Source organism: Haloquadratum walsbyi J07HQW2 (assembly GCF_000415985.1).
Classification (GTDB): domain Archaea; phylum Halobacteriota; class Halobacteria; order Halobacteriales; family Haloferacaceae; genus Haloquadratum; species Haloquadratum walsbyi_B.
Window position 1 is genome coordinate 814,343 of the sequence record NZ_KE356561.1, and the last position, 24,209, is coordinate 838,551.

Genomic DNA, 24,209 nt, shown 5'->3' on the forward strand with positions numbered 1-24,209 from the left:
AGTGGCTCCTTCTCAGATGGTTTGATAATATTATACTCGAGTCGTATCCCATCGGTTGATTCGCATCTGATATGAACAAACACGTTCTTTACTTCATCATTTGATTACCGGCTAACTGTGAGGTGAGCCCCTCCTTGGAAAATAATATAAATTCGAATAGGCACTTGTCATTGGTGATACTTTGATGAAACCAGTATGTCGGCTCACAGAACTATTAAAAATCATTTCATCGGGTAAGTTGGTATCAACAACGGCTGCAGGTGAAATCACTTCGAAAATAAAACTGATATGTGAATCAGCTCACCGGGAGAATATCCCGCAGCACGTCAGAGAATTACAGCATATATTCGTTGACCGATATGCTCAGTCGGCGCGGTGTTGTTCAATCGTCTGGGTAAGACGCTCTCTACTCACCGGGAGTCGGATTGGCTGTCGAGCACCAAGGCGGGATCCAATGGTTGACTCAAGTCGATCAATTGCTGCTGACACAGCAATTCCAGGCAAGTAGAATTCACGTTCGTCTTCGGCACTGCGTTGTCGCTGTTGTGGGATGTTTTGTTTCATCTATATATACAGATGTTATATCTAGGTATGAGGCTTTATCAGTACTAATTCATGCCTTTATATCCGGTATTTATCACGAATTATATAGCCGAAATATGGAGTCCCAGTGCGACGAATGCATCCATGTGAATTGCCTGCAAACAGCATGAGAATGGACAAAACGGTAGATAGCGTATATCCATCAGCTCTATATTTTTATGTTAGTGCAACGATAATTACTCATATATTTATTAATTCTGAAATATATTACGAGCAAAGACATCACACGTAATTAATCCTTACTCAATCAGTCAACTACCCCACCCTACTCGCTCACCGCTGACGCGGTTTGCTCCTTGAGGGTGGGGCTTGTCAGTGAATACAACTCGACGCTTTGAATAGCGTCGTCGGATAAAAACACGCTCGGATCGACAGAAAAACAGGTAATTATTCGCAGGATGTCATGAGAGTTCGAACGAGTCCTATTGATTATATCGATAATAATTCGACAAGATTTGATTCAGGATCACGCAAAAAACAAACCCGTGTTCCTGTATCGGTCGTCTGGGGAGAACTCACCGTCTTGACATCATCTGGAAGCGACGCGTACACTGCGTCGATATCCTCAACAGTAACTCCGATATGCACTGTCCCAGAGGTGTTCAACCCAACTGAAGTATGCTGTGTATTTGATGGGGTATATGAGACGAGTTCAAGTCGACCATCACCAGTATCGAGATGGACAAACTCAGCGTGTGCATTGGGCACATCGACAGCAGTTGCAAACGCCTCATCACCAACGTTGAATCGTGTGAGAATATCAAGATTGAGCGTTTCAGTGTAAAAATCAACCATTTCCTCAAGCACATCAACAGTAATTCCGATATGATGCAGTGTTGGTGACGGTGTCGATGTCATTGTCGAGACTAACAGCTGGAATAATAAATACGACTGTGGATTATCGATGAATAGAATATCACTGCTTTTGAGATTCCACACAAAATGATAGCTGATTATCCACACTCGTGCCTGTGGGATTCGTTGAATGATCCCTATGGACATCGTGAATGTGAGCTACCTCACCCTACTCGCTCACCGTTATTTCGGGTCGCTCATTGAGGAAGAGAACCTAGCTAACACATCTTAATCCCGTGGATCTCTGTATTGTATCTACTTCCACACCCAGAATATATACAGTCCTCGTTAGCATAATCAGTAGACGAGAGTATGTGACTGAAGATTATTATTTGGTTGTAAAATCGCATAATAATTTTAATGCTCCGTTGATATAGACTGAATATATGACATTCACAGATGAGATACGTCCCCGAGCGGACGAAATTTGGACAGCGATTGTTGAACATCCAATGGTTTCCGGCATCGGTGACGGAACTCTTCAAACAGATCGATTTAAATATTGGGTCCGACAGGACTATCAATATTTGATTGAGTATAGCAGACTCTTCGCGCTTGGAGCGGCTAAAGCGCCAACATTTGATCGAATGAAGACATTCACAGATTTACTCACTGCAACGGTCGAAGAAGAAATGAGCCTTCATCGATCATATGCAGCAGAGTTTGGAATTACTGAGACTGAACTCGAAACGACACCACTATCGCCGACCACGCAGGCATACACTGATTTTCTCCTTCGAACCGCAGCACTCGGTTCATTTTCAGACCTCATTGTGGCATTGCTACCCTGTATGTGGGGATTCAATGACGTCGCCACACGTCTTGCTGCTGATGGGTTGCCCGCAGATGAGCGGTACGCGGCGTGGATTGAGATGTACACCGGTGAAGAGTTTAATCAACTCACAGAGTGGTGTCTGACCCTCACCGATGAGGTGACTGCTGAAGCAAGCGAGACAGATATTGAGCGCTATCGCGATATATTTGAGACCTCAGCACAGTATGAATATCGCTTTTGGGATGCTGCATGGCAGCGCGAAGAGTGGACGGTCTAAAAGATGCATCTGATATATCCGTGGAATGTTAGTATAACCTCAAAGCGTCGACCCACGATTATTAGCAAAGCTGGAGGCTGGATGCCATGGTGAGCACGACTCTTGTGCTTGGATTGACGGTGATGACACTCATTGGATTCACGATTGCTGGTATGTGGTATAGCCAGGGTCGGGTTGGATCAATTGAAGACCTCATCACCGCGCGTAATCAAGCAGGAGCTAATCGGACAACAGCGACACTTGTTGCATCGGTAATGGGTGTGTGGATTCTTTTTGCAGCACCAGAGGCAGGAGCGGGCTTCGGTGTAGCAGCAGTCATTGGGTACGCAGTTGGCGAGGCTGTGCCAATGTATGTTTATTCTCGATTGGGTCCGCGTATCCGAGATCTCATTCCATCAGGACACTCACTCACTGAGTATGCACGCGCACGCTACGGAACAGCGATGTATGGGTTTGTCGTCATCGTAAGCGGTCTGTATATGTTTGTGTTCGTTGCTGCGGAGTTGACCGGTATTGCGGGGGCGCTTGCGTTCGTCGCCGATGTCCCACAATGGCAGACGGCAACACTCGTTGGTGGGTTTGTGTTATTATATACCGGCTATGGTGGGCTTCGAGCAAGTATATTCACTGATACGGTGCAAGCAGTTATTGTCATTCCATTGTTAGCTGTTGCATTCGCAGCAACGGTACTCGCACTTGGGGGACCGACGTCAGTTATCGGGAATATCACAGCCACAGACCCAACGCTTCTCAACCCGACGGCGGCAGCAGGATTCCAGTTTGGGCTTGCACTTGCGTTTGCGATTCTTGGAGCAGAGTTGCTTAATCAAACATGGTGGCAGCGGATCTATGCAGGAACAGATAGTGAAAGCGTTACAACTGCATTCCGCCGCGCAACGATTTTGAATGGAGTTATTGTTTTCATTGCTGCATTTCTTGGTGTCGTTGCGACTGGGCACACAGATATCGTGACTGACCCAGCAAGTACAGCATACAACGCTGATGTGGCATTTTTCGTGTTACTTCAGACAGCAGTCCCAGAGTGGGTTATTGTCGTGGTGGTGCTTCTTGCATTATCACTTGTAATGAGTTCTGTTGACACACTGTTTAATGCACTTTCAAGTCTCATCACGGTTGATCTTGCGCAGATATACACAGAAAGCACTGATCGTCAACTTCAGTGGATCGCACGCGGATTTACCCTCTGTATTGCATTTGCAGCTGTCTATGTGAGTGTCCGGGCACAGAGTGTGCTTCGATTATTTTTCCTTGCCGATCTTCTTGGGACAGCGCTTGCGTTCCCACTTGTGTATGGGCTCTACAGTGAGCGACTTACTGGCGTTGGTGCACTTATCGGGAGTCTCTCTGGACTTACTGTCGGGCTCGCGTACTTTCCGGACCTTCGCGGGTTTATTACTGCAATCCCACTTGTCGGTCCAGTGCTCCCGAGTGCTGACCCGTTGTATCTCACAGCGTTTGGCGGATCATTTCTTACTTCAATCGCTGTTACGATAGTTATTTCTCGGCTCACTACGACGCGATTTGACCTTGATACGCTTGGCACTGAGATCACCCGTCTTGATGACCCGATAGCAGATGGTGGTCAGGCATGCGCCGAGGAGTCAGCATCTACATCTTCTGATATTGAGTCTAACGAGCACACCTCGGAGAGATAATGAACCGAAACCAAACCTGAAACTCAACTGTCATATAGGCAAGTAGATAGTATAATTCATTCAACGAGCGATCTGTTGTATCCACTGTCATTGCCAGATGTGGAATACGCTCTCTGGTTTGAGTGCAATAACCTCGGAAGACCACAGAAAAGTTATTCAATATAATATATAACAATAACTGAGGACAGATATCCTATGAGCACAACACCTGATGACTGGCAGGAAGAGATACAAAAAACTCGAGCGAACAAAGAGCAGTATTTCCGCAGTAGCGACCGATCGCCGATGCCACCGAATTTCAGAGGTGAATCATTCCCTGGTTTAGAGTACTATCCAATCAATCCGGACTATCGGTTTAATATCCCGCTTGCGCGTGATGATGACCCAGAAATCATTACCGTTGAGACAACTGCTGATGGAGAGCAGACATATCGCCGTGTTGGAGAGTTTAACCTTACAGTCGACAAAACTGCAATCTCCATTGCGGCATATGAACCCACAGATAGTACTGATCGGCTATGGGTCCCATTTCGCGATACAACAAGCGGATCCGAGACATATGGTGCAGGACGATATGTCGACCTTGAGCCAGCGGAGGACCACACTGACAACGGAGCATGGACGCTTGATCTAAATCGTGCATATAATCCAACATGTGCATACAATCCAGCGTACGAATGCCCACTTGTTCCTGCAGAAAATTGGCTTGATATTCCGGTCGAAGCTGGTGAAAAAGACTTTCCAGGGAAGTTACATCATGAAAAGTGAATAATCATCACCAACGGTCCTCAAATTACTCTTACGTTACGACAGTTAGCGGTTGAATCCGGCATATGATTCAGTCGTATCCAGGAGTATTAGACGCTCCATATTCTGACGTGAGAATACTCTTTCACCCTAGACCAGCGCTCGTCACTCATATTGCAATGTTTGGTATACTAGGGTGCACAGTTAGGCTATACCATAACAACGTTTCGTTCGTTATCAGCGCTCAAATCGCGATGTTTATTGCTCCGATGACACAATACTACTGGCATGGACAGACGGAATTATCTTCACGGCGTTGCCGGTGTCGGGGCTTTCGCGACGGCTGGATGTCTTGGGTCGACACTGAGCCTTGATGATGGTAACCCGAATGTCACTCTCTCCGAACCTGACCGCGAGTACACAAGCGAAGAATTACCGTACCCAGCATGGGGACAGCGTGTTCCAGATGTAACATTACCTGCTTCGATTGCGTCACGCACAGTGACAGTCAGAGATATTGAGACACCGTCGATTGTGACATTTTTTTATAGTCACTGTCAAACTGTTTGTCCGATATTAATCCAAACAATACGCAATATCCAGGCGGATGCAATTGAAAATGACTACACTGACCAGATACGGTTCCTTCCGACGACATTCGACCCACAACGAGATAATGCTACTCGCCTTCGGGAGTACAGCAAAATGATGAATATTGTCGTTGATGACGCTAACTGGCAGTTCCTCCGTCCGGGATCACCTGAACGGGCAAAGGCAGTCGTTGATAAAGAATTTGGCGTCACGTTTGAGCGAACACAACCAGAAGATATGGATATGTATATGTTTGCTCACTCTGCACTCACCTATTTGATAAATGCTGACGGTTATATTGAACGCGCTTATCGAACACAGACACCAGATGTCACGCGAATCATCACCGATCTCAAAACACTCCGAAATCGATGAAACGGCGTACAATTTTGAAGGCTGCCGGTGGAATTACGCTCACTGGTGGGAGTGTGTTGGTATTACAGCGTGGATTGCCGACTCCATCTGTAACACGGTCAGACACTACCGGAGAATCAAATGAGTCAATAGGCTACCCGACAACCCTTCCGATTCAGTTATCGACACTCAATAAAGGGGAGTCCAGTGAGCGAACAATGCGAGTTCCAGCGATGGGGACGCCAACAGTGATTGACCTGTTTGCAACATGGTGTACACCATGCCAGACGCAGATGGATGCACTCTCAACAGTGTATGAACAATATAATGATCAGGTCACGTTCGTTTCGGTCACTAACGAGCGGATCGGTGGGACACTTAGCCGTGCTGATATCAAATCATGGTGGAGTAAGCATGATGGCGAATGGAGCGTTGGTCTCGACTCAGAAGCGAGACTGATGAGTATCCTCGGTGCACGGGGACTTCCATATCTTGTTATCACCAATGCATCAGGAGAAATCCAATGGAAGGACGCTGGTGTGACATCAGTACAGACACTTCAACATGAGCTAGATGCTGTACTGAGTGGAAGTGGAAGTGAAACTGAAGATGGTTGAATATGATTTAAATGAGCATAGCTCTGTCCTTACGAGCTTTTTGATCACATGTTCCACCACTATCTCTTGTGTATATATTCACACCACTCAGTGGCAATTGACTCGGTCATATCATTCTGTGTGAATCTGTGGAGATCATAGCTGTATTTACTGATTAGTATAATGAACGAAATTGCACTCCTAGGATTCGATCTAAAAGTTGCTGGCACAATTGGATTCGCTGCGGGTGCTGGAATTGCAACGTTTTTTGCACCGTGTGCATTCCCGCTATTGCCTGGGTATATTGGGTATTATATTAATCAATCTGAAACATCATCAGGACTGCTTTCAGGGATCATAGCCGCGAGTGGTGCAGTTGTCATGCTTGGGATTGTTGCAGGACTCACTACGGTTGTTGGTCGTCGTCTCACCACTGCATTACCGTTATTCGAGCCGTTTGTTGGGGCTGCACTCATCGGGCTGGGAATGTTGTTATGGATTGAGTGGACACCGGCAACAATTCCCCTCACGCGTCGACCGGACTCACTACTTGGATTCGGTATCTTTGGGGCAGTGTATGCAGTTGCTGCTGCTGGGTGTGTTATTCCATTGTTCCTTGGCGTGGTCACACAGGCGGTTTCACTCTCGCCGAGAAACACAGTGATCGTCCTTCTGACATATGCTGCCGGAGTTGCGCTTCCACTTATTGGTGTGACACTTCTTGCAGAATCTGGTATGACCGTTTGGAAGCGATTCGGGCATTATACGGGACAAATTGAGCAGATAGCTGCAGGTCTGCTCGTCGCTGCTGGTGTTGGACAACTATATCTCTCGATTGTTGTTCTTGACGTATTGTGAGTAATTCGAGTCAGAGCCGTTGTTTCGTCGCTTTGTGACTCCACTATCATTAAATACGGGAGTGTAATGACTATTCATGTTTACCGGTCACTGTCGTCGAAGCCGAGCGTTTTGAATATAGTATAATAGCATGAACATCGAAGGTATTATTATTATTTTCACGGAGTAAGCAGACTTCGATCTAAGTGTATTGAATGCGAGTTCGCTTATATCATATAGTTGAATATCCAGCAACGACGTGTTCTTTAGCCCTGAATCATAGTATTCCCGTATGCGAGGAGGTGTCGTCCTTGCCGGCGGTCGATCGACACGCTTCGGCGATCAGGATAAAGCAGTCGTGACGCTCGCTGGGACGCCACTGATTAGACGAGTTGTTGATCGAATCGCAGGTGTCGTTGATGAAGTTGTCATTAATTGTCGTCAATCACAGCGTGATTCTATTACTGCAGCACTAGCCGAGAGTAACACTGAATTGCGATTTGCAATTGATCAGACTCCAGACCGTGGTCCAATGGCGGGATTAGCTCGTGGACTTGAGATAACGGACGCGACACATAGTATCGCCGTTGGCTGTGATATGCCGTTTATCGATCCTGATTTTATTGAGTATCTTTTCGATCGTATTACTGAAGGATACGCTGATGCTGTTGTCCCACGATTGAATGAGTGGTACCAGCCAACGCATGCAGTGTATACAACGAACCCTACGTACGCTGCATGTCGTCGCGCGCTCAATGATGATGCACGACAACTGATTGCTCCGTTCGAGTATCTCGATATTCTTACCATTTCTGAGCCAACAATCAGTTCACACACAACACATCAGACGTTTAGAAATATCAATACCCCTAAGGAACTTTCAGTGGCTGCGAGTGAACTCACTACCAGTTCTGATACCCCGAACTGACCAGATGATTCAGATAATACCCGAGTGAACGATACTGTGCGTGATTGATAATATAATGGAAGTAAATCAGTATTATCCAAATATACCTGTTACAGAGTTCTTACAACTCACAGGACACCTCTCTATTAGTTTTTAATCGGTGAATTGCATCAGGAAAAGTGAGGAACAGAGTAACTCAATGAGTATTATTATAGATAGTAATTTCGAGATATATCGACCCGGGCATAATACGACGTCTATTGGTGAGTGCTGTTGACACAACTGTAGATGAAAGGCCTGATATTCTGTTGTGTCATGATGAATCCAATCCAGGATGACTGATGAACAATGCATCTCCGACAATGATCCCTCCAGCAAGCGAGGCAACGCCCATTGAGACTATCTGAGACAAGGTAAGTACAAGCACACACGTAATATATGTAAGAAATACAACAGTCGGGATTGCAATGAGAAGTTTATCGTATACTGTAACTGGGAGTGAGAAGATAGGTGATTCAAATTGAGTGGACAGCCCTGGCATTATCCTTGTAATTATATCTAATTAAGTACAGAGTAATAAAATGAGGTCATTCATACACAGCAACAGCACTCTACTGAGATTGGTTGATTATTTATTATGAACATGCTGATTACTCTCTTTTGCCTGAGTGACACTGGTTTTTCACACACTATTGATTGCGGTCGATCTTAAAAACAGCTAGTAAATATCGATCCGAGTGGACATCATATTCGAAAATTCGAATTACTGATGTACATACCAGTGGTGTATAATCCACTATTAATTCAAAATATGATGGGTGTCGTATGTTTTTTTAATATTCATTGCAATAAATCATTGATGACGAAGATTGATCCAGATACGTTATTGCCGAATGAGCAGGTAAAGAATGCTGTTCATAGCGGGGATATCACACAACTTAGCCGGGGGGCAACAGATCAATATGCTTCAAAGGGTGATAGGTTTTCAATTGCTGAAGATATGTTCATCATTGCAAGTGTCGATGAGCAAACGCTTGGTGATTTGACGGATGCAGACGCTCAACGAGAAGGATCAGAGTCACTAACAGCATATCGAGAGCGGATGCAGCGTGTTCACGGTGGTAGTTTTGAGTGGGATCCAACGAGTGAAATACTCACCTATCGATTTGAGCCCGCATAGGTGTCTAAACTCTCGGATTGAATCATTCAAGCGTTTGACATTGCTCAATCAATGAGCAATCATCAATAATAATACCGTCGACTGCCGTAGAACAGTTATTGCCATCAATTCTAGATAATGCAACAAGTGTCTCAGTGTCGTCGACGGTCCATGCGTTGACAATCAATTCTTGTTCATGAGCTGCTGCGACGATGTCGGTTTCAATACAGAGAGATGCTGAGGGATGAACTGCTGTACACCCAATTTCGACAGCACGTTTGATAGCACTCTCCGGGTCGGTTGCACACAATAATGCAACGTCTGTGAGCCCCTTTGAAACAGCTACAGTGAGTGCAGTCGGATCAAATGATGAGATAATAATATTATGATCAAAATGGTCGGAATACGTCACAACATCATCAATTACAGATGATTCTTTCAGTTCAATATGTAATGTAACATCTTCGGGTACTGTCTCAAAAACTTCCTGTAATGTTGGCACATGTGCGTTAGAATCCTCCACATGTGTTTGTTGTAATTCGGTAACTGAGGTATCTGAAACGAGTCCTTCGCGACTGGTGACACGGTTAAGTCCCTCATCATGTATAACAACAGCTTCACCCGTTTCACAGCGACGGACATCGAATTCAACCGCACCGGCTCTGTTTCCAGCGTTTTGAAGCGCTATGAGGGTATTTTCAGGATACTGATATGGACAGCCGCGATGAGCGATCGGTTGCACGTGATTCGATTTCGTCATCTTGTATCATAGTACCATCGCACTGTGAACGACTTACATTTACCAGCGATCACAGCGAATCCAATAGGGCTTGACCCCGAAGCGGTTCACTTGCCGTTCTTTATGATTTATAATCAGTACATATAACTGATAGTCATATGTCTAGTTTCAACGGACTCTTGTAGGTATCATTACCAGGTATAGGGTTAAATAACAATTCGGACAGGATTCAACGTGGGCTGTGGAAATGTTCGTCGTGCGAGACAATTATTCACGGTGATCTGAATGGAGCAGAGAGTATTCGTCAGAAATCGATAAGCGTAATTCCGCCATTAGCACGCCTAGCTGGGGATAGCGGTAACGGGAGCGTGGCACTTCCTTCGACCTACCTGTCTGACCGCTCTCATGAATTCCAACCACGAGAAGCGGTGGTAGATCGTAAAACTAAGGCTTCCAACCCAGTTTCATCGACTCGTTCTGGTTCGAAGAATGAGTCTAACAGTCTTAACAAAGTGGCTGGTGAGACAGGAAGCCTACCTCTTTAGAAGTGGGTAGATGTCACACCATATGGCTAAGACTGCTCAGGAAAATTACGCAACATGGACGTTCGGAAAATACCGTCCATGAAAGTCAAACGGTATTGCGTGTGGAAGCGTGACCCGGGCGTGCTCGTTGAGTGTGTCACCAGACAACACAAATAATCGTGATCGGTCTTGATCAGTGTCAAGCCCAACTGTAAGGACAACTCCATCATCGCGTGACTCACCCACTGGGTTGGGGACAAAAATTGGCTCAGTAAAATAATCAGCACCCTGTCCATATTCGATTGAATTTGTTGTTTCCGTATCAAATTTCAGTATCGCTTGAGCCCACTCTGTCACCGGTTGTTCCATGCTCATTGCATAGATATAGCGATGTGGCTGACACCACTGTGCTGGTGACGTCGTCGGCAGCGCAGTTCCATCGTCATATAACATTTGCTGGCTGACTGTTGCAGTAGTACTACCATATCGATCACCTGCAGGTGACCCAAGGTCAACTACAAACCGCTCAAGTCGACCAGCAAGCGTTCCCAGTTTACCCTCGCGTAGTGTATCAAGATATAATGAATCAATCGAGGTATCATCAGGAACCGTCTCAAGATCGAATACCACTTTTCGACCGCCATCTCGTTCGAATGCATTGACATGATGGAATCCAAACACAGGATCAACAACGGGGTCAGCAACAATGTCACCCGTCATGCGATCCACAACAACAATTCGTGTCCCACGGTCAGGCTCCCATTCAAACTGTTCAATAAACGGGTCCTGGCGACCTGGACGAAGAAACTGAAGTGGGTCAAGACGGAGTGGAAACTCTGTCAGAATAACATATCGCGGCGTAAGACCGAAACTATGCATATATGCCGGTTTCTCAGTCGGAACACTGCCAATATGAGTATGTGAATCAGTGCTATCGATCGTATAGATATGATATTCACTTCTGCGACCAAATGACGTATCGACAGTCAACAGTGTCCCTGTTGCCGGGTCACGTCGGAAATGCGCACATCGTAGTTGCCCAGTTGGCGCTGTGCCATCATACTCAATTTGACCACTGGTCTCGAGCGTTGTCGGATTAACTGAGACGCTTCGTGGAGACTCAGTGAGCGCGAGGAATGTATCATCAACCCGCTCAACGATGATATTTGTATTATCATATGTTGCTGTGAGAAATCCAGCAAGACGTGATCGCAGTGTTGTTTCACCGGTCGCAAACCCACCGGTGAATTCCCCTTCACGAGCAGCCTCATACGCATCCGTTCGAAGGAACCGATTTTGATAGTGGACTATATCATCTGCGCCCTTCGTTGGATCAAACGTAAATCGCGTGAGCATTGCGAGACCATCGAACCAGTGATCAACTGAACTCCCCTCAGAGAATGAGAATGCCCCTGGACCATTTCGAATGAGCGTTCCAGTAAGCCATGACGGGAGCGACCCTTCAACTGATATTGACGTATCCGTTTCGGTTGTGAGTGAGTGAAATCCCGGATGCGTCGACATACAAATGGTATAACTGCCAGTCGCTAACACCTGTTGGTACGATGGTGGAATTCATGAATACAATATCTGTGATATTAACACTATCATCATCGCCATCGGGAGAACTGTCATCGACAGTTTTGATTCGTTTGGTCTAATTTCCTTTTGGACTGTAATTCGGCGCTTCATCAGTTATCATGACATCATGTGGATGGCCCTCAGTCTGACCAGCAGCTGAAACTCGGACAAATTCAGCCCGTTCTTTGAATCCAGGGAGTGTCTCAGCCCCAACGTACCCCATTCCAGATCGCATGCCACCAACGAGTTGATACAACTCTGATGCGAGTGTCCCCTTATACGGTGTCGCCGCTTCTACCCCTTCAGGAACAAACTCTTCATTCTCATCAGCCTCTTTTAGATACCGATCGCCACCGCCTGACTTCATTGCACCAACGGAACCCATCCCACGATATTGTTTGTATTTCTTACCGTTCATCGTGATAACGCGCCCTGGAGCTTCATCGGTCCCTGCAAAGTATGACCCAAGCATTACTGCGTCCGCACCAGCGGCAATCGCTTTGATTGCATCACCAGAATATCGGATTCCACCATCAGCAATCACAGGAACGCCCTCTGGGGCAGCAACATCTGCCACTTCAGAAATGGCTGTAATCTGTGGCATCCCCGCTCCAGAAACAACACGAGTTGTACAGATTGACCCTGGTCCAATTCCAACTTTGAGTCCATCAGCAAAATCAACTGCAGCCTCAGCTGCCTCCCGCGTTCCGATGTTGCCAACAACAACATCGGCTCCTACACTCGTTTTGATTTCACGGGCACTGTCGAGCACATTGAGATTGTGTGCATGTGCACAATCAATAAATAGAATATCAGCTCCAGCCTCATCAGCAGCTACTGCACGGTCGGTCTCAAATGGACCAACAGCAGCACCAACGCGAAGACGTCCATCATCATCCCGGATAGCATCCTCATGTTGACGTCGCTGAAGAATCCCCTGCATCGTGATAAGACCAACAAGACAATTTGACTTATCGACGAGTGGGACGCGCTCAATTTTATGATCATACATTAATTCAAGTGCATCGCGAGCATCAACCGTGAGTGATGCCGTCACAACCTCATCGGTCATCGCCTCACTAACAGCGTCTGAGTCACCAACCTCAAGATATGGGCGAATATCTGTGCCAGAGATAATTCCTAATACGGTATCATCATCATCAACGACCGGTGCACCCGAAACGCCCTCATGTTCCATCATCGCATCAACTTCACGGACAGTTTGTGTTGGACTTGCAGTTACAACGTTTTCACGACGAATAACTAACTCATCAGCACGTTTGACCCGCTCAATCTCAGCAATCATTTCTGTTGTGTCCATATTTCGATGCAGAACACCCAATCCTCCCTCACGAGACATTCCAATTGCTGTTCCAGACTCTGTTACAGTATCCATCGCCGCAGAAACAATCGGAATGTTCAATTCAACATTTCGTGAGACACGAGTCGACACATCTGCAGCATCGGGCTCAACGCGACTTTCCATGGGTCGTAAGAGCACATCATCAAATGTGAGTGCCTCAGGAACCTGTAACTTCTCAGAAAACCGCCCCCTCCCAGAAACGTTATTCGCCATGTAAACGGTCAGCAGGGAACCGACAAAAACATTGCGAGAGCCTATATCCGTGTGTATTGCTGGCATACGGCGTCAATCGTACGAATATATAGTCTGCTATTCACGGTTGATCAAGGGATATTTGACACTCGTACCGCCGGACCAACATCGATTCAGACACCGTGTCGTTACATCCCACACAAAGGTTAAATTGATCAATCATTTTATATTGCATATGGACTCCATGTGTCCTGCTGCATCGTGTATCGCCAGCCAGTCAAGTGACGACTTTGGTGAGGCATTTACTACAACATTTACACAGATGTGGGACACACTCAAGCGAACAAATCGGATGCTGTTATCAACACTAACTACAGTATCTGTTCGCGATGGGTATGGAGTGCGCGGGCGATCGTCCGATGTTGGATCTGTTCTTGTTTCAGAAGGTCCACATCCGGTCGACCGCCGATATCGCCGGTTGACCGATGGTGACGGTCACTAATTTCGAATGAGTGTCTCACGACATCCGGTTGCACTTCGTCTTGAACAGCAGGTAGGAAGTGCGACCCGGCTATTGGCGACCGTTATGGCACTCCCACTCATCGATGGGATCTTTCCAGCACTGATTATCGCTGGTGCACTCGATAGCCCACTTGGCATTCTTGAAGCAGGTTTATTGATATTTGGTGGATCAGCAACTGTTGCTGTCATCCTTGCAGAAATGGATGGAACTCGCAAAGAACAAGTCCGCTCAGTACTGATCCTAGGCGCAATATTACTTCCAATTGCCGGGGTTGAGGCGCTGTTCGCTGAGACATTAAAATCAGTACTTGACTTCGCTGTGTTCCATCGATTTGCTGGATTAGTCATTCTTGCTGTCGCTGCAAAAACCGCCTCTGCAAAGATTGGTGAATATCTCCCATCCTCAGGTATTATCATTGCTCTTGGATTGGTTGCCAGTGTTAATCTCAACAACGCATCGATTATTCTTGATCCAAATATTACGGTGGTCACACAAGCAGTCGCTGCCGCAGGTGTTGGGGTTGGGTTTGCCCTGCTTGTTGCACTCTTCGCGCCACGGCTTCGGGGTATTGTCGATCTTGATCGCTTTCGGTTTGGGAGTTCTGTTGCACTTGGAATGCTTGCACTTGATATACTCGGATTGCTCCCGACGGAGGCACCGGTCGCCCTTGGTGTTCTTTGTGTGACTGCAGTCTTCGCATATGATCCTGATAGTCCAGGTGTGGGGAACTCCGTGGCAGCTGCTGGTCATGCAGTCGGCAGTAATCAAATCGATGACCCTGTTTCTAAGATGGGGACTTCACCACCGGCATCGACATCTGATACAACCCCAAACGTTGGCGGCAACAGTAATGTCGCAGCATCAGTCGACGGTGCCGAGAGTGACTCTCACACATCAGATACTGATTCGGACTCCGGAGAGGCTGGATATGGATTTCCAGACGATAGTGACTCACATGCGCCATGGCTATAAGCTGGATTTGACTCGTATGGACTCGCCAACGATAGATTTAGCCCACCCCAGAATTACTCTAGCGTAGTTCATGCTGAATATGGTGAAAATATGAGCATGGAAGGATTCATTTCCGCCCTAAACGACGGGGCTTTCTCCTCTATTTTCTGGTAAATACACACACACAGAGGTCACACTCCGACGAGTGTTGTTATGCCAGCTGCAGAGATAACAGAGTCGATATAGATCAATTTTTAGGGGACACGACGGACTTACATCGTTTGATATCATCTACTCTCATATGAGCAATCGTGTCGTCGAAGGTCGAATGGTGACCCCAGAGCGCCTTGCAGAGCTTGTTGAGGGCGAACGGCCACTTGAAGCAGAGCCAATCGAGGACGCCGATCACTCGTGTCCAGAATGTGATGAAAATGTTATTTCTGTTGGATATATGCCGAGCGTTACTGAGTTCGTTACCGCATATAAGTGTCAAGAGTGCTCATGGTCTGATACGGACCGATAATCGCTGACGTATTCTCTTTACCGATAATCGTAACCACTTTAGGCAGCATCGGTTTATGCATGATTGCGGAATGGGGGGTCGTGGCCAAGCCCGGTATGGCGACTGACTCCAGAGGCAGACCGCCCGGTGACGATACTCCAGACTGATATACCGAGCGATCAACTGATCATTGATCGCAGTGACGACCCTCTGGGGTACCGAGGCGCGAACCGGAGATATCAGTCGATCGGGGGTTCAAATCCCTCCGACCCCATACTGTTCTGTTCTGTTGATTATCATCACGGATATCGTCATAGATGACATGTGATCACGTCCGATATCAAAAATATTGGAGCTAATTCACTAACCTTGCTGTGTTTACCGTATTATAATACGATATGGTTAGAAATATTGAGTTATTCTGATGTAGCGTAAATATTATACTTTTCTTTGGATATACTGCATAATGATGATAGACGCAGAGTTCGGAGCATGTGTCGAGTGTGGAAACCTACATATGGAGGGTGGATCTGCACCCAATGATATCGATGAATGCGCTGTCTGCGGAGGTTACGTTTCTGAGGTTGAACTTGACGACCTCATCGGGTTATGAATAAAATGGAAGTTTCTGTATCAATATCTGTTTGTATTTGTGTATCGCATTGATTATAGGATAAGGACCCCTCAATTGGTCTGATAATCCACTTCAGTGGCTGATTGTGGTTCCCACATGTATGTAGTTCCATATCTTCGTTGTGGGTTATCATTGATTACAATCACATTATACGCATGATTATTTTCAGGGTCAACCATCACTCCAACCGAGTTTATGAATGGATCCATCCTGGTAAATGAATCTCGAAGGTCAAATGCGAAATTATCACAGTCATATCGGTTGTGTTCATACACTTGATTGAGTTGTCGGTGGAACAGATTTGCGTGCAATTTCACCACCTCATATGATTTTGGAACGCGATATTCTCTATCTGGACCAATATAATATATCCCACGATCTGGTTGTTCCCAGTATTGTGGAAGCGAATTGTCCAAGGTTCGTTTCATCCAGTCAATATCTTGCTCTGTTGTCTCTATTGAGAGTATCCTATCAATATTCAATTCAGATTTTGCAGATTCTGTCTGCGCAAACATTTCCGTTGACTCGGACGATGGAAGCGTTGGTGGCATAGCCGTTGCAGCTCCGATAAGATTCAAATGACTCCGACGAAGCATGGATCACCGAAAATTAATCTAACATTTTGTGTTATTAACTGTGTCATTAATTTATCTTCATAATGAAAATATGTATCGACTGTCATGAGGACTGCGTGGGCATATGTTCATAGTATATTATATCAGACATGTATACAGTGTAACTTATAGATGAAATCACAATATTATAACAAACTCCAATCCTTCAGAAATACACTGCCGAATCATGGCGAAAATACCGTTGACTGAGCACACTAAGTCACTTTAGCATAATCCACTATAATTCATATATTTTGAGACAGTCAGAAACAGGCGGATGTTTGCCTACCTCACGAACAACCAATCTAAATTCATCGATACTCAGTGTGGGAAGGTTGAGTTCTCGATTAGATTCAAGATACTCAATAAGCTCATTATATTCCGTCATATCATTCAGATATCCAAATGTTAAATGTGGAATAAATTCCTCGCCATCACGATCCAGTGTGGTTGTTTCTGCGTATGTACAGAGTCTACGGTTGATATCGGCTAATTCCCCACCATCATCAATCTCAGAGTACACGACATCAGGAAAAATATTAAATTGAGTTAGCTCAATCTCAAACGGATCTGTCCGTTGTAGCTCCTGTGAAATGATCTCATCAATTCGCTCAGTTGGGTTACCATCTGTCGTCACTAATTCAACCGGATCATCAAAGAGTTTCACGGTTAAATGAAGTATTTCACACGGAACGGGGTCAAAACATGAGAAATCAGTAAGTGTGTCAATAACTTGGTTGTACGCTGAACAGGAAAGTGTCTTACTGGCATCAGCAAGCAACACGAGTCGTCTTTTTGTATCACTATCATAATTTGGAGGAGTGATATCATGGCGACGGGTCCAAAACTCGGCAGCTTTGGATGCCATGTCTTCATCATGTACCATATTTACCTGCTGAAGGAGACAATTGGATTAATTTTGATTCCCACTGAGAAATAATCGATTTTGTGTGGTCACCGCCGGAATGAACGATAGCGTCACAAATGATGACATGAGCATTTTGTGTGTGTGTGTGATATTGGTTCATTTGGCTGTGAATTTCTCTCTGTGAAGTTGAGTATTAAAAATAGCTGCGATGGTTGTGTTCAAAATAAAAAAACGATACGTCCGGTACCGTGTATGTCTATCATTATGATACAGCCGAGCAGACAATATTGAATAAACGAAAAGTACCTCAGAAAGCAGATATGATCCGAATATCGACCAATTTCTGTGTGTGTGTGAGCATATTAATGATATAAAATTTGCATACGCAGATATATAGTAGAAGGGTAATTTATTAATTTGCGTGAATCCATGCCTAATAGCAGTCATATTATAGATGAACAGATAACCTAACTGTTCAGTTGTCAGTGCACTCACACGCATAAATTAACTTATTGATGATGAGAGATGTGTGAATATATATGCTTGGATGTGTATAGTTATTTCACTGATATGTCGGGGTCCCGTAGTGGTCTAACTGAGTTGCAGATCTGCCTTCAGAATTGAGTTAGTAATAAACACGGTCAGTTTTTGTTCTATCGGCTATTTATTAGCGTAGATGGTAAGCCACCGGGACGGCAGCGAGATCAACTTACTTGATTCATCAATCCGAACGACAGGTGGAGCGTTATTTTCAACCACAGTATATGCACTTAGTGGGATTGTCTACGCTGCTGTGACGACGCCATCCGTCGCTGGAACGTATTTTTTTATTGCGATTGGGGTTGCACTCATACTACGACCTATAAAGGGAGTCAGTCAAACGCTTCAAAAAATTGGAAGCGAGCAGGGTGAGTCTGTTAGTGCGTACTTCGGTCTCACGATTATATTTGCACTCGGCTATCTCGGTATAACGCTCGGCGGATTCATTATTGCACCACTTCGGCGATTGTTGATTGAATCGACAGTATTTGCTCCATCATTGGTAACACCGGTCACTCTGCTTGCAATCTCCACAACGTCGTTAATGATTGCACAAAGCCTTGTTGCTGCGATTGGCTATCCAAGTGCTGGAACGTGGATTACGGCAACGAAGGGGACACTCCAGTTGGTTATTCTACTTGTATTTGACGGAGTGTTCACAACACCGGCAGATCTCATTATCGTTGTTGTCGGGACTCGACTGTTCGTTACAGGTATTGTTATCATGGCTGTTCGGACAGCCCCAGCAGTTCCAACGCGTCGTGAGTGACTCGTGCATGGGAGTTTGCAAAATGGAGTATTCCTGATCAGGTGTTTGACCGATTCAGTTATAATATGCCTGTTTATGTGCTTGGTGTAGTCGCAACGCCGGCAGCTGTTGGGATTTATGAGACCGCCGATCGATTCGCAGACTTTGGGGCGACGATTTCTTGGCGACTTGCATCACCGCTGCTCACGAAGGTGAGCGGGGATGCTTCTGCTGGTGAGTCTGCATTTGCATACCTAGATGGGGCTGTAACTGGTGGTACAGGGGTCACGTTTGTCGTCCTTGGGTATCTACTTGCTGGACACGATTTGATTGCTGCTATTGTATTTGGTGGGACGGCTGTTAGTTCCTTTTCGACGACAGCATTGATTGTTGGAGGTATCAATATATTCCGAGGATTTTGGACGCTATCATCACATGCAATGGAGGGGCTTGGTTATCCGAGTGTGAGCTTTCGAACAAAACTATATGGACTTATTATTAGCGTCCCAATTACAGCATTTTTAGGGGCACAGATGGGCGCTGCAGCCGGAGCCATTGGCTATGCAGTCATGAATCTCGTGATCTTTGTTTACGTTGTCTATTATGCACGACCTGTGCTTGGTGGAGTTCCACTTGACCGTCCACTGGCAGTAAAATTAACTGTCGGAACAATAATCGCAGCACTCGTCACAACAGCGACAATAGAACTTCTTACTGAACTTGGAAGCACTCCAGGCGTGACTGCGATTATAGCGGCTGTGATAACAACAATTGTGTTTACTGGCTTTTTGATGACCGTCTCGGTTGGTACTCGCGAGGCTGTCCGGCGTGCATTTGCCATCTATCTTGGCGACGCACGACAGTTTACCAGTGGATAGTGGGTGCGATATTACGGTTCAACTCTATCACAGACAGAACTGATATTATTGAGTTGATGAATACAAATCCGCCCTTATCCTAACTCATAGGACCTGTAAAATAATTATAGGCATACGCCTATGGCATACATTAATAATCGCATCGATTAACTATTAATAATATCATCTCTGAAGATCCTGAGACAGATTTCTATGAACTATCTACAATATCTATTTTTATACATAGGCGAATGGGGGTACAGATGAATTATTTTCTACATTCTGATGTCCGATACTCTCTTAACGTCATGTCTAATGTATTCAGGTAATGACAGTGGAAGCGGTAAGCGCTGGAGCTATCCTCTTCCGCGACACTCGCGGTGAACGGGAGTATTTACTCCTTAAAAGCCGACCAGGTGATTGGGAATTTCCAAAAGGCGGGGTCGAAGGAGAAGAGGAACTCCAGCAAACAGCAATCAGAGAGATTGAAGAGGAAGCCGGCATTGAAGACTTTCGTCTTGTTGATGGCTTTCGTGAAGAATATGATTATATGTTCGAAGCAAACGGTAGAACGATTCACAAGACAGTCCATCTTTTCATTGCGCATTCATTTGAGGCGAGTGCAGAGCTGTCAAATGAACATCGTGATCTTCAATGGCGCGATTATCAACAGGCACTAAATACGATCACACAGGATGGACCACGAGAAATTTTTGAACGGGCACACACGTATCTGGATGAACTAGCTGCAAAAAATGCTAATCGTGAACGACCGACATATCTCCCATAACTTTTCATAATTTCTATGTTAATGCGCGTGACTTACTTTCCGCTCACATATGTATAATGTATGATATCGCCAATACTGTGACAGTGGTGTCCGTGATTTTGAGTTGATTATCGGTCTGTGCACTCAATTGGACTAGATAGGACGACATGATATCTATCTACTGCATCCTGTGTTGAGTACTGAATTTATCCTCTAGCGGTGAAAGCTAAAAGAGCTAATCCAAATCTTGTTTAAATCATAAAAATATGTATGAATATCCTGGCAACGCTGAGTTCGGATTCGAGTTACTCGTCTGTCGGTGGGCTGAGCAGGAATGGCCGCCACATGACAGTAATACTGATAGCGATAACTCCGCGATTGTCATTTCACGACAGCGCGGAACCCAGCACCGACGGTGGGATACGATTGTTCTTGAGTGTGATCCGGTGGGACTTGAGGCACGAAAGCAGTTTGGTTCAGAGACCCTCGATTCAGATCTCCTGCGTGTTGTCCGATGGGCACCGGAGACATGGACATGGTACCGCGAGGCGATTCCTCAGCCTGATTTCCCCTGGCGATATGTTCGAGAAGCAGTACATCGAGCTGCAGACCGGGGCATCCTAAACACCCGTCGACAAGGAAATCGGATCGAAATAAAACGAGTTGCAGCCTATCCACGGTGGCTTCGACGCATCATCGCAATCGAGAATAAGCCGGATCTTGATGCAAGTGCAGCTCGAGCACTCGGCGATCAACTACAAAGGGATGTTGAAACAGCGCTTGCCGATGAAGTCTGGGTTGCAACGGCAGCAACAAACAGCCAGGTTGAGCCTATATTGCTCAAGGATCTCCCGGCTGAGGTTGGAATACTCACTTTCGAGTTTGATCCTGATGCTCATCATAATCAATGGGCTGAGGCGTCGGTGATATGGCATCCGACAGGATTGAACGCAGTCACTACTCAGAGTTTATCAGATCAGAAGAAAATTCAACAAAAAGAGCAAACAACGTCATCATCAGAGCATCCAGAAGCAGGAACAAACTCAAAGACACCTAATATCAATATAAACACAACACAGGATTCAACATCTAATTTACGGCCTACCGATACAACAACCGCTATGTCTGATATGAATAAATCGATTGACGCCGAGAAATATCGACGACAACTGGTGCTTGCTGAGCGTGCATATGGGGCAGGATGGCGCTCATATCACGAGACAATGCGTCCAGACTGTCGACACTTCGAACTTCAGCGATTTGGTGACGTCATGATTCCATACTGCGCTGCAAAACAACGATCACAGACTGCCACAGAATGTGCTGGCGATTGCTCAGATTTTGAGCCAGAGCCTCCAAGTTGGCGAATGCGTGAGTGGCCAATTACTGGTGGTCCTGGGGCTCGAATCAAGAAGCTACTTACAACGCGTCGTGAACGCATGCGAGAACGGGAAATATCACGGCTGGAATTTAATCAACAGTCATCTATTGTTTTGAGTGATATTCAGGCGACAGATACTGAAACGAGCGACGACAACAGCCAGCCAGAATAGTTCGTATGTATTTTCGTGAGTGATTATATCTCGATCAAATAGCAGAACCATCCCCATCCCCAAGCCGTGTTTCAGTTGATATCCTCAAATTCCGTCTCAATCTGTTTCATCGTGGAAGCGTCTTCACCATCTGTTGTATTGGCGCTCGAATTTGACTGTGAATGTGAATGTGAGACTGTGTTTGTATTCACCTCTGTCTCTTCACGATCTGAATTGATATTCGACCCGTCTGTGTTTGACCGATGTGTCTGTTCGACATCGATTGCATCACGTGTAGTTGCTAGTTGAAATGTTGGGACAGTCCGGTATACAACCGTGACAACGTCCTTCTGGCGGAGGCTTTGTAATGCTTCTCTCACATCTTCGACGGATGGGTCAATGTCGAATTGCTCTCTGAGGTCGTTGAGAACGGACACAACGCTCTGTGATCGCTCTTCAGGTCCGGCAAGTACGGTGAATATGCGTGCATGGAGTTCTGGAATGCGAATAATCGATGGAATGCCACCATCATCATCGCCCCCCTCGACGCCAGGGGCAACATCGACAAGTTCTGCTGCCTCTTCAGTCGCGCGGATAAGACTGTTATCATCACGATAATAATACTCACTAAGCTCTGATTCCAGATATTGGTGAATTTCACTCCCGGAGTCAATTCCCCAACATTCCTGTAGTTCTTTATTCTTTGTTGGTTGTAATTGAACAACATCTGCCAGTCGCTTCTGAGCTTGTTTTGAGAGGGACATATCAGCGGTTATACGCGCGATTATATAAAAACGAGCGATACAGCATGCCGAGATCGGCATTTGTCACCGATGGCAGGGAGCGTTCGTGGATGGTAATCGTATGGGCATTATCCAGTGAGATATGTTATTTACATCCAGAAGTCAACACAAAGAAACCACACGGTGAGCTATCCCGGGGTCAAGCCTCAATACACTCTGGGTTATCTCTCTAAATCGAGTAATTGATTGTAAGTATAACAACTATTAGAAGGGACCCAGACGAGAGTCTTGATATGGCTGCTGAACCTGTTACACTCGAATGGGATGAGGATGTCGCGACTATTACGATCAATCGCCCAGAGCAGATGAACGCACTAAATGAGGTTGCACTTGATTCACTTGAGACGCATCTTCGGTCGGCTGCTGATGATGATGCGCGATGTCTCGTAATTACTGGTGCGGGTGAGAAGGCGTTCGTCGCTGGTGCTGATATCGAACGAATGCAATCGTTTGGAACAAAAGCCGCTCAGCAGTACACCGAACAGGGACATCGTATTGCGAATATGATTGAATCGTTCCCAGCCCCAGTTATTGCCGCAATCAATGGATACGCATTCGGCGGCGGATGTGAATTGGCACTTGCGTGTGATCTTCGAGTCGCCTCCGAACGGGCGGTCTTCGGGCAGACAGAAATCGACCTTGGCATCATACCTGGATGGGGTGGCACACAGCGTCTTCCGGCACTTGTCGGTGATGAGGTAGCCCGTCGGATGATCTACTTCGGTGAACGAATTGATGCAACTGATGCATACGAGCGTGGTCTCGTTGGTGAAGTCGTTGCACACGATGATCTTACAGACCATGTCTCAGAGCTTACAGCGGAACTGGCTGCCAAGCCGGCGACTGCAATGCGTGCCGCAAAAGAGGCGATCAATACTGCACATAATGCCCCACAGTCGACAGGGCTTGAGTTTGAGGCTCGAACATGGAGTGGACTGTTTGGAACGCCAGACCAACGCGAAGGAATGTCAGCGTTTCTCGAAGATCGCGACCCGGACTTCGAATAATAACGAAATCACCGACAGAGCACATGAGATAGATACTGAGGAAGCCAACATCTCATCGTCACTATAGGTATATTTGATAATAGCG

At 45.9% G+C, this 24,209-nt stretch carries 25 protein-coding genes, 1 tRNA gene and 1 pseudogene; 18 read left to right on the plus strand and 9 right to left on the minus strand.

Annotation, left to right across the window (positions count from 1 at the left end; all coding sequences use genetic code 11):
• Nucleotides 1–363: 363 nt before the first annotated feature.
• Complete coding sequence (locus J07HQW2_RS03765; RefSeq protein WP_021054019.1) at nucleotides 364–564, minus strand: hypothetical protein; 201 nt, start codon at nucleotides 562–564, stop codon at nucleotides 364–366.
• A gap of 468 nt (nucleotides 565–1,032) precedes the next feature.
• Nucleotides 1,033–1,461: a VOC family protein gene (locus J07HQW2_RS03770; protein WP_048075460.1), complete on the minus strand. Its 429-nt coding sequence runs from the start codon at nucleotides 1,459–1,461 to the stop codon at nucleotides 1,033–1,035.
• Between the two features lie 383 nt (nucleotides 1,462–1,844).
• Here J07HQW2_RS03770 and tenA point away from each other — a divergent pair, with 383 nt between their 5' ends.
• The 7 genes from tenA (at nucleotide 1,845) to J07HQW2_RS03805 (ending at nucleotide 8,239) form a co-directional block, all read left to right on the plus strand.
• Nucleotides 1,845–2,510 carry a thiaminase II gene (tenA, locus tag J07HQW2_RS03775; RefSeq protein ID WP_021054021.1) on the plus strand — a complete coding sequence of 222 codons (666 nt, stop codon included), beginning with the start codon at nucleotides 1,845–1,847 and terminating at the stop codon, nucleotides 2,508–2,510.
• 86 nt (nucleotides 2,511–2,596) lie between these two features.
• Nucleotides 2,597–4,186 (plus strand): sodium:solute symporter family transporter, encoded by a 1,590-nt coding sequence (locus J07HQW2_RS03780; protein ID WP_021054022.1) that lies wholly within the window; start codon nucleotides 2,597–2,599, stop codon nucleotides 4,184–4,186.
• A gap of 195 nt (nucleotides 4,187–4,381) precedes the next feature.
• Nucleotides 4,382–4,954 (plus strand): DUF1684 domain-containing protein, encoded by a 573-nt coding sequence (locus J07HQW2_RS03785; RefSeq protein ID WP_021054023.1) that lies wholly within the window; start codon nucleotides 4,382–4,384, stop codon nucleotides 4,952–4,954.
• A gap of 267 nt (nucleotides 4,955–5,221) precedes the next feature.
• Entirely contained in the window at nucleotides 5,222–5,899 is a 678-nt protein-coding gene (locus J07HQW2_RS03790) for an SCO family protein (protein ID WP_021054024.1), read from the plus strand.
• Nucleotides 5,896–6,495 (plus strand): TlpA family protein disulfide reductase, encoded by a 600-nt coding sequence (locus tag J07HQW2_RS03795; protein WP_021054025.1) that lies wholly within the window; start codon nucleotides 5,896–5,898, stop codon nucleotides 6,493–6,495. The genes J07HQW2_RS03790 and J07HQW2_RS03795 overlap by 4 nt, the downstream gene beginning before the upstream one ends.
• Nucleotides 6,496–6,657: 162 nt before the next feature.
• On the plus strand, nucleotides 6,658–7,332 hold the full coding sequence (locus J07HQW2_RS03800; protein WP_021054026.1) for a cytochrome c biogenesis CcdA family protein: 675 nt from the start codon (nucleotides 6,658–6,660) through the stop codon (nucleotides 7,330–7,332).
• Nucleotides 7,333–7,603: 271 nt separating this feature from the next.
• On the plus strand, nucleotides 7,604–8,239 hold the full coding sequence (locus J07HQW2_RS03805; protein WP_021054027.1) for a molybdenum cofactor guanylyltransferase: 636 nt from the start codon (nucleotides 7,604–7,606) through the stop codon (nucleotides 8,237–8,239).
• Nucleotides 8,240–8,531: 292 nt separating this feature from the next.
• On the opposite strand, the gene J07HQW2_RS03810 is transcribed toward J07HQW2_RS03805, so the two are convergent.
• On the minus strand, nucleotides 8,532–8,759 hold the full coding sequence (locus J07HQW2_RS03810) for a DUF8015 family protein (protein ID WP_021054028.1): 228 nt from the start codon (nucleotides 8,757–8,759) through the stop codon (nucleotides 8,532–8,534).
• A gap of 318 nt (nucleotides 8,760–9,077) precedes the next feature.
• Here J07HQW2_RS03810 and J07HQW2_RS03815 point away from each other — a divergent pair, with 318 nt between their 5' ends.
• Entirely contained in the window at nucleotides 9,078–9,398 is a 321-nt protein-coding gene (locus J07HQW2_RS03815; protein WP_021054029.1) for an ASCH domain-containing protein, read from the plus strand.
• Nucleotides 9,399–9,420: 22 nt separating this feature from the next.
• Here J07HQW2_RS03815 and J07HQW2_RS03820 read toward each other — a convergent pair whose 3' ends face one another.
• From J07HQW2_RS03820 to guaB, 3 genes are all read right to left on the minus strand, one after another.
• A complete protein-coding gene (locus J07HQW2_RS03820) occupies nucleotides 9,421–10,119 on the minus strand; it encodes a glycerophosphodiester phosphodiesterase (protein ID WP_303703951.1) in 699 nt (232 codons plus the stop codon).
• Between the two features lie 587 nt (nucleotides 10,120–10,706).
• Nucleotides 10,707–12,164, minus strand: coding sequence for a carotenoid oxygenase family protein (locus J07HQW2_RS03825; protein WP_021054031.1), 1,458 nt, complete (start codon nucleotides 12,162–12,164; stop codon nucleotides 10,707–10,709).
• 133 nt (nucleotides 12,165–12,297) lie between these two features.
• On the minus strand, nucleotides 12,298–13,797 hold the full coding sequence (gene guaB, locus J07HQW2_RS03830; protein ID WP_021054032.1) for an IMP dehydrogenase: 1,500 nt from the start codon (nucleotides 13,795–13,797) through the stop codon (nucleotides 12,298–12,300).
• 214 nt (nucleotides 13,798–14,011) lie between these two features.
• Between guaB and J07HQW2_RS03835 the strand changes: the two genes are divergently transcribed.
• From J07HQW2_RS03835 to J07HQW2_RS17610, 5 genes are all read left to right on the plus strand, one after another.
• Nucleotides 14,012–14,278, plus strand: a complete 267-nt coding sequence (locus J07HQW2_RS03835; protein WP_021054033.1) for a DUF8099 family protein — start codon at nucleotides 14,012–14,014, stop codon at nucleotides 14,276–14,278.
• A gap of 6 nt (nucleotides 14,279–14,284) precedes the next feature.
• Nucleotides 14,285–15,271: a DUF5794 domain-containing protein gene (locus tag J07HQW2_RS03840; protein WP_021054034.1), complete on the plus strand. Its 987-nt coding sequence runs from the start codon at nucleotides 14,285–14,287 to the stop codon at nucleotides 15,269–15,271.
• A 280-nt stretch (nucleotides 15,272–15,551) separates the two neighbouring features.
• The gene (locus J07HQW2_RS03845) at nucleotides 15,552–15,773 is read left to right on the plus strand and encodes a DUF5795 family protein (RefSeq protein WP_021054035.1); all 222 of its coding nucleotides are present in this window, start codon (nucleotides 15,552–15,554) and stop codon (nucleotides 15,771–15,773) included.
• 74 nt (nucleotides 15,774–15,847) lie between these two features.
• Nucleotides 15,848–16,026, plus strand: a tRNA-Trp gene (locus J07HQW2_RS17605).
• Between the two features lie 192 nt (nucleotides 16,027–16,218).
• Complete coding sequence (locus J07HQW2_RS17610; RefSeq protein WP_303703952.1) at nucleotides 16,219–16,365, plus strand: hypothetical protein; 147 nt, start codon at nucleotides 16,219–16,221, stop codon at nucleotides 16,363–16,365.
• Nucleotides 16,366–16,436: 71 nt separating this feature from the next.
• Here J07HQW2_RS17610 and J07HQW2_RS03850 read toward each other — a convergent pair whose 3' ends face one another.
• Both J07HQW2_RS03850 and J07HQW2_RS03855 read right to left on the minus strand, forming a co-directional pair.
• On the minus strand, nucleotides 16,437–16,982 hold the full coding sequence (locus J07HQW2_RS03850) for a hypothetical protein (protein WP_021054037.1): 546 nt from the start codon (nucleotides 16,980–16,982) through the stop codon (nucleotides 16,437–16,439).
• Nucleotides 16,983–17,238: 256 nt separating this feature from the next.
• A complete protein-coding gene (locus J07HQW2_RS03855; protein WP_021054039.1) occupies nucleotides 17,239–17,886 on the minus strand; it encodes a 2'-5' RNA ligase family protein in 648 nt (215 codons plus the stop codon).
• Nucleotides 17,887–18,544: 658 nt separating this feature from the next.
• Here J07HQW2_RS03855 and J07HQW2_RS17615 point away from each other — a divergent pair.
• The 4 genes from J07HQW2_RS17615 to J07HQW2_RS03870 all read left to right on the plus strand — a co-directional run bounded on the left by J07HQW2_RS17615 (nucleotide 18,545) and on the right by J07HQW2_RS03870 (nucleotide 22,335).
• Nucleotides 18,545–19,177, plus strand: coding sequence for a hypothetical protein (locus tag J07HQW2_RS17615; protein WP_021054042.1), 633 nt, complete (start codon nucleotides 18,545–18,547; stop codon nucleotides 19,175–19,177).
• A complete protein-coding gene (locus tag J07HQW2_RS17620; protein WP_021054043.1) occupies nucleotides 19,174–20,034 on the plus strand; it encodes a hypothetical protein in 861 nt (286 codons plus the stop codon). The genes J07HQW2_RS17615 and J07HQW2_RS17620 overlap by 4 nt, the downstream gene beginning before the upstream one ends.
• A 307-nt stretch (nucleotides 20,035–20,341) precedes the next feature.
• The gene (locus J07HQW2_RS03865) at nucleotides 20,342–20,803 is read left to right on the plus strand and encodes a bis(5'-nucleosyl)-tetraphosphatase (RefSeq protein ID WP_021054044.1); all 462 of its coding nucleotides are present in this window, start codon (nucleotides 20,342–20,344) and stop codon (nucleotides 20,801–20,803) included.
• Between the two features lie 245 nt (nucleotides 20,804–21,048).
• Nucleotides 21,049–22,335: a DUF5787 family protein gene (locus J07HQW2_RS03870; RefSeq protein WP_021054045.1), complete on the plus strand. Its 1,287-nt coding sequence runs from the start codon at nucleotides 21,049–21,051 to the stop codon at nucleotides 22,333–22,335.
• A gap of 251 nt (nucleotides 22,336–22,586) precedes the next feature.
• Here the strand turns inward: J07HQW2_RS03870 and J07HQW2_RS03875 are convergent.
• Nucleotides 22,587–23,078: pseudogene (locus J07HQW2_RS03875) on the minus strand (DUF5797 family protein); the annotation flags it as partial.
• 272 nt (nucleotides 23,079–23,350) lie between these two features.
• Between J07HQW2_RS03875 and J07HQW2_RS03880 the strand changes: the two are divergent.
• Nucleotides 23,351–24,124: an enoyl-CoA hydratase/isomerase family protein gene (locus J07HQW2_RS03880; RefSeq protein WP_021054047.1), complete on the plus strand. Its 774-nt coding sequence runs from the start codon at nucleotides 23,351–23,353 to the stop codon at nucleotides 24,122–24,124.
• Nucleotides 24,125–24,209 lie beyond the last annotated feature (85 nt).

Bases quoted from the DNA above. Each gene is read 5' to 3' on its own strand.
- J07HQW2_RS03870 (WP_021054045.1), top strand. From the start codon at position 21,049: ATGTATGAATATCCTGGCAACGCTGAGTTCGGATTCGAGTTACTCGTC.
- J07HQW2_RS03835 (WP_021054033.1), top strand. From the start codon at position 14,012: ATGGACTCCATGTGTCCTGCTGCATCGTGTATCGCCAGCCAGTCAAGT.
- J07HQW2_RS03845 (WP_021054035.1), top strand. From the start codon at position 15,552: ATGAGCAATCGTGTCGTCGAAGGTCGAATGGTGACCCCAGAGCGCCTT.
- J07HQW2_RS03880 (WP_021054047.1), top strand. From the start codon at position 23,351: ATGGCTGCTGAACCTGTTACACTCGAATGGGATGAGGATGTCGCGACT.
- J07HQW2_RS03770 (WP_048075460.1), bottom strand. From the start codon at position 1,461: ATGACATCGACACCGTCACCAACACTGCATCATATCGGAATTACTGTT.
- J07HQW2_RS03825 (WP_021054031.1), bottom strand. From the start codon at position 12,164: ATGTCGACGCATCCGGGATTTCACTCACTCACAACCGAAACGGATACG.
- tenA (WP_021054021.1), top strand. From the start codon at position 1,845: ATGACATTCACAGATGAGATACGTCCCCGAGCGGACGAAATTTGGACA.
- J07HQW2_RS03840 (WP_021054034.1), top strand. From the start codon at position 14,285: ATGAGTGTCTCACGACATCCGGTTGCACTTCGTCTTGAACAGCAGGTA.
- J07HQW2_RS03815 (WP_021054029.1), top strand. From the start codon at position 9,078: ATGACGAAGATTGATCCAGATACGTTATTGCCGAATGAGCAGGTAAAG.
- J07HQW2_RS03785 (WP_021054023.1), top strand. From the start codon at position 4,382: ATGAGCACAACACCTGATGACTGGCAGGAAGAGATACAAAAAACTCGA.
- J07HQW2_RS03805 (WP_021054027.1), top strand. From the start codon at position 7,604: ATGCGAGGAGGTGTCGTCCTTGCCGGCGGTCGATCGACACGCTTCGGC.
- J07HQW2_RS03765 (WP_021054019.1), bottom strand. From the start codon at position 564: ATGAAACAAAACATCCCACAACAGCGACAACGCAGTGCCGAAGACGAA.
- J07HQW2_RS03850 (WP_021054037.1), bottom strand. From the start codon at position 16,982: ATGCTTCGTCGGAGTCATTTGAATCTTATCGGAGCTGCAACGGCTATG.
- guaB (WP_021054032.1), bottom strand. From the start codon at position 13,797: ATGGCGAATAACGTTTCTGGGAGGGGGCGGTTTTCTGAGAAGTTACAG.
- J07HQW2_RS03790 (WP_021054024.1), top strand. From the start codon at position 5,222: ATGGACAGACGGAATTATCTTCACGGCGTTGCCGGTGTCGGGGCTTTC.
- J07HQW2_RS17610 (WP_303703952.1), top strand. From the start codon at position 16,219: ATGATGATAGACGCAGAGTTCGGAGCATGTGTCGAGTGTGGAAACCTA.
- J07HQW2_RS03800 (WP_021054026.1), top strand. From the start codon at position 6,658: ATGAACGAAATTGCACTCCTAGGATTCGATCTAAAAGTTGCTGGCACA.
- J07HQW2_RS17615 (WP_021054042.1), top strand. From the start codon at position 18,545: ATGGTAAGCCACCGGGACGGCAGCGAGATCAACTTACTTGATTCATCA.
- J07HQW2_RS03780 (WP_021054022.1), top strand. From the start codon at position 2,597: ATGGTGAGCACGACTCTTGTGCTTGGATTGACGGTGATGACACTCATT.
- J07HQW2_RS03795 (WP_021054025.1), top strand. From the start codon at position 5,896: ATGAAACGGCGTACAATTTTGAAGGCTGCCGGTGGAATTACGCTCACT.
- J07HQW2_RS03810 (WP_021054028.1), bottom strand. From the start codon at position 8,759: ATGCCAGGGCTGTCCACTCAATTTGAATCACCTATCTTCTCACTCCCA.
- J07HQW2_RS03865 (WP_021054044.1), top strand. From the start codon at position 20,342: ATGACAGTGGAAGCGGTAAGCGCTGGAGCTATCCTCTTCCGCGACACT.
- J07HQW2_RS03855 (WP_021054039.1), bottom strand. From the start codon at position 17,886: ATGGTACATGATGAAGACATGGCATCCAAAGCTGCCGAGTTTTGGACC.